Raw genomic sequence first — 4,263 nt, 5'->3', positions numbered from 1 at the left:
CGTCGGAGTAATTTTTTATGTTTTCGTATTTCATAGAGTGGAAAATAATATAATTTAAAAAACAAACAAGAAAAATCCATAATCAATTAAAAAATTATTGATTTCGCAAGAGGTCTAATGTGCAAAGCGCAAACGCAAAAAATCTAAAATTAGGCGATTTGGCATTGTCTTTTTTAAACTGCATATTTTTATATGAAATTTTTGCGAACGGAGATTTGTAAATCTTAAGAAAGTATAAAACAAAATTATGACGTTATGCTGTAAAAACGATTTATTAAAGCAAGTTGATTTTTTGACTTGAGACCGTGCTGTTTTTAGATTGCCCGTAAAGGCGTTTAGAATGCGTTTTAACGCAGGAAAAACAAAAAATAATTTTTACCCCCCCCCCCCCCCCCGCTTCTTTCCGCTTGAGAAGCGGCTTTACAACGTTTTGAGGGTTGTTGTCGGCTGCCGGTTTTGTTATTGACAACGATAGAAACATTTATTTACCTTGTCCGTGGATTGAAAGTTCTTAAGATAATATACTATTTGGATTAGAGTCTCTTGCGTACTTTCTGTGAATTATGGTATATTTTTGTTTTCAAAGAAAGGTTAAATTATGATTACTTTATCAAAAGATATGGAAATCGGAGTTAAAAAAGTCGATGACCAGCACAGAGAATTGATCGATAGAATAAACGACGTTTCGGCAATGGGCGCACGTTCAGTTTCAAATGAAGAAACACAAAAAACAATCGACATGCTTGGCGATTATATCGTTAAACATTTCGGAGACGAAGAAGGACTGCAAATGCGATGCGGATACCCAAAATACGAGTGGCACAAAGGACAGCACAAAATGCTTATAAACGAGTATCAGAGAATAAAAAACGAATTCGCCCAATTCGGACCTTCGCCGAAATTCACTTTAGACCTTAGCAAATCCATCATCGATTGGGTTGTCAGGCACATAAAGTCCGCCGATGTAGAATTTGGAAGATATTACAACGCCCAAAAGAAATAGAAAATGTTCAGATTCTTGCCGATTTTTTACCTGTTTTCTCAAAATTTTTAAGTAATTCTTCCAAATTTTGCAGAAACAATACTTCGTTTTTCACAGGACAATCGTCATGAAGTAAAATTATGTCTCCGTCTTTCGCACTGTACAAATTCGGAATTTTTTTTATCGCGGATACGATTCTGTTTTTGGCGTCACCGACGGATTTCGACCAGCCTGTGCATTGTAAATTAAGTTTTTTTAGAGCAAAAAACAAGTGTGGATTTGAAAGCCCTACAGGAGGACGATAAAAATTAACTTTTGTATTGGAAATTTCTTCAAGAATTTTTACACTTTCACCGATTTCCATAAACATTTGTCCGGTTCTACGAAAATTGTCTGTCAAACGATGATATAAATCGTGCGAACCGAGAGTATGCCCGTTTTCGACTATTTTTTTTACAATTTCAGGGTATTTTTTCGCTTTTTGGGCAATAACAAAAAATGACGCTTTTTGGTTGTATTTATCAAGCAGTTCTAGAATTTTCGGCGTAATATTTTGGTTTGGCCCATCGTCAAACGACAGAAAAATCGTATCTTTTGGCGACGGTTTGACTTTGCAGACGGATTTTACAAAAAAATTAAGCGGCAAAAATTTTACTCCGCAAAACATTACCGTGAAAAATGAAAAAACGACCGCATATATCAAGTAAATGTTTTCAATTTTAACGGAAATTACAAACAAAACCGTCCAAACCGCCATAAATTTAATAAAATTATTCATAAAATCCCGCTAAACGTTTTTTCACAGAGCAAGGCAACCGCAAAAGAACCGCCTTGGCGTTCTTTGCCGCATTTTTCAAGAACTTTTTGAGCAAATTCATTTTTATCGTTGAAATAAACAAGCAAAACAATCTTTTCTTCAAGTATTTCGGCGCAAAATTCTGCAAAATCGACGCTATCCGCGGCCATAGTCAAATTCGGTCCCAAAATTTCAAATTCTTTAGCAAGCATTGCGCCGAGAGAATTGTGAACCGAAAAGACAAAATCTTTGGGCGAACCGAAATTAGTGTCATGAAGTTTATCCAAAAAAGAGACGGTTTCGTCGAGACAGCCAAACGGTGAAACACAAATTATCGCCTGCGGTTTTTTCAGATCTAAAATTGCTTCTCTTGCCGCCAAATACGCAAGTTGAAATACTTTCGGCGTCTTTCGTTTGAGAGAATTCGGAAGCAAATTTAATTTTTCATTTAAATTTTTTTCGTTTATTTCTATATTTTTCAGTATGTTAAGCGCCATATTATTTGCTCTCCCCCGTTTTCACCGCATTTTTATCACTACCGCCGCATTATTCCCGCCAAAACCGAAAGCGGTTTTAAGTACAAATTTCGCTTTTTTACTCAATTTTCTAATTGTAGGCGATACTCCTATACTTTCATCTATTTGGTGAAAACCGGCCGTCACGGGAATAATTTCCCGCTTCATAGCCTCAATTACATAAGCGGTTTCAATCGCTCCCGAAGCGGCAAGCGTGTGTCCTATAGCGCCTTTGAACGAGCAAAACGGAGGAATTTTTTCGGAAAAAACCGCTCGATACGCTTTAATTTCCGCCAAATCGTTGTCTATCGTTCCTGTGCCGTGCGAACAAATCCAATCTATATCGTTCGGAGAAATGTTTGCATCTTCTATGGCTTTTTTTATCGCAGAAACGGCTCCTTCGCCGTTTGGGTTTGGGGCTGTCGCATGGTAAGCGTCACAGGACGAACCGTATCCTGCAATAAAAACTCTATCGGAGGAGAGGGGGGCAATGTTTGTAGTTTTTGCAAAGTTCTCGGAACACAATATCACTGCGCCGCCGCCTTCGCCTAAAGAAATTCCCGCGCGATTTTTGTCAAACGGACGACAGGCGTTTTTGTCAACTAACATCAGCGATTCAAATCCCTTTGTCGTTAATTCACACAGAGCGTCGGCGCCGACCGCTACGACCAAATCCGATTTTTTGCTTTCGACTATTTTTTTCGCCAAACCTATTGCGTGAAGCCCTGAAGAACAAGCGGTCGAAATTGCTAAAAACCGACGAAACCCATATTTTTGCGCTAAAAATTTTGTCATACTGTCCGCGCCGTGCCGTTCAAAATTTTTCAGATTTATCTCATTCCCGTTTCTTACTTTCAAATACTCTTTTTCGGTTCTATCTACTCCGCCGACCGTTGTTCCTACGAGTAAAAACGGGTTGTAATCGCTGAAATTTTTCAAAGAAATACCTGCGGTTTTGAGCAAAGTTTCGATAGTTTTGTCTGCAAATTCTTCGGTTTTACTGAAATTATCGCTTTTGCCGAAACACGAAACTCTCCCGCAAAGCATTTTATTTGCGTCTTTATCTAAAAATTCATTTTGAACATCTATAAATGATTTCCCGTCAAATAAATCGTCGATATTTTTAGCCGAACTGAACGAAAAGGCGGAAACGACGGGGATTCCCATTATTTTTTGTTCTCCGAAATATATTTAGCCATACTCGCGACACTCGAAAAAACTTCGCGACCGACCGAAACGTTAGGCACTTTTACTCCGTACTTTTTCTCCATCATTATTATAAGTTCAAGCGTATCGATTGAGTCGATTCCCAAATTTCCGCCAACGAGCCGCTCGTTTTCGTCGATATCCGAAGCCGAAATGTCCGCAAGCCCTAACGTCTCTACTATTTCCGTCTTCAATTCGTCAATCAATTCTTTAATTTTTTCTCCTTTGTAACGGTAACGCCAATAAAATAAATCGCCAATATTAAGGAAAGGTTCAAGATAAGTTAAGCATAAAAAGTTAGTAATTTTTCTCACACTTATTACCACTTTCCTACTAAAATACAATATGCCGTTTACAAATATAACATATAGTAAAAACTAAGATAATTTTAGTGGATTTTCTCTTATTATTTTCAACAGATATTTATACATATCTTTACGATGATTATATCTAAATTCACACTCTTTTAAATGCAAATAAAACTTGTGTTTATGGACACCGCGAAACCTTGATAATCTGACATTACACAAACCCCAAAAGTTCTCTATGCCGTTAATGTGATTGTGTCCCAGAGCAAATTCATTATCACTATGTTTTACTCTATAATGTTTCTTGTAACCGTAATCTGCTAAGCCGTCGTAGGTCTAAAGCCGTCTGTATAAATAGTAGCGTCCTTGTTTGCTTGTTCTTCTATTATTGGTATTATCTCATTCATTGAACAATTATTTACTATCTGAGTATATACTTTACCGTCTCTCTTCAAC

5 protein-coding genes and 1 pseudogene are annotated in these 4,263 nt (G+C 37.3%); 1 reads left to right on the top strand and 5 read right to left on the bottom strand.

Annotation, left to right across the window (positions count from 1 at the left end):
• The first annotated feature begins 598 nt into the window (after positions 1-598).
• The gene (locus LBH98_08020) at positions 599-1,003 is read left to right on the top strand and encodes a hemerythrin family protein (GenBank protein MDR0304692.1); all 405 of its coding nucleotides are present in this window, start codon (positions 599-601) and stop codon (positions 1,001-1,003) included.
• Positions 1,004-1,010: 7 nt separating this feature from the next.
• Here the strand turns inward: LBH98_08020 and LBH98_08015 are convergent, their stop codons facing one another.
• The 5 genes and pseudogenes from LBH98_08015 to LBH98_07995 all read right to left on the bottom strand — a co-directional run bounded on the left by LBH98_08015 (position 1,011) and on the right by LBH98_07995 (position 4,263).
• Positions 1,011-1,760, bottom strand: coding sequence for a polysaccharide deacetylase family protein (locus LBH98_08015; protein MDR0304691.1), 750 nt, complete (start codon positions 1,758-1,760; stop codon positions 1,011-1,013).
• Complete coding sequence (locus LBH98_08010) at positions 1,757-2,275, bottom strand: beta-ketoacyl synthase chain length factor (GenBank protein MDR0304690.1); 519 nt, start codon at positions 2,273-2,275, stop codon at positions 1,757-1,759. The genes LBH98_08015 and LBH98_08010 overlap by 4 nt, the downstream gene beginning before the upstream one ends.
• 21 nt (positions 2,276-2,296) lie before the next feature.
• Positions 2,297-3,460, bottom strand: coding sequence for a beta-ketoacyl-[acyl-carrier-protein] synthase family protein (locus LBH98_08005; GenBank protein MDR0304689.1), 1,164 nt, complete (start codon positions 3,458-3,460; stop codon positions 2,297-2,299).
• Entirely contained in the window at positions 3,460-3,813 is a 354-nt protein-coding gene (locus LBH98_08000; GenBank protein ID MDR0304688.1) for a phosphopantetheine-binding protein, read from the bottom strand. Before LBH98_08000 ends, LBH98_08005 begins: the two co-directional genes overlap by 1 nt.
• A gap of 63 nt (positions 3,814-3,876) precedes the next feature.
• Positions 3,877-4,263 (bottom strand): annotated as a pseudogene (locus tag LBH98_07995) (IS1595 family transposase).

Source organism: Chitinispirillales bacterium, assembly GCA_031254455.1.
In the GTDB taxonomy this organism is placed as follows: domain Bacteria; phylum Fibrobacterota; class Chitinivibrionia; order Chitinivibrionales; family Chitinivibrionaceae; genus WRFX01.
The sequence above is the reverse complement of the archived record's forward strand: the minus strand, read 5'-3'. Positions and strand labels throughout refer to the sequence as shown.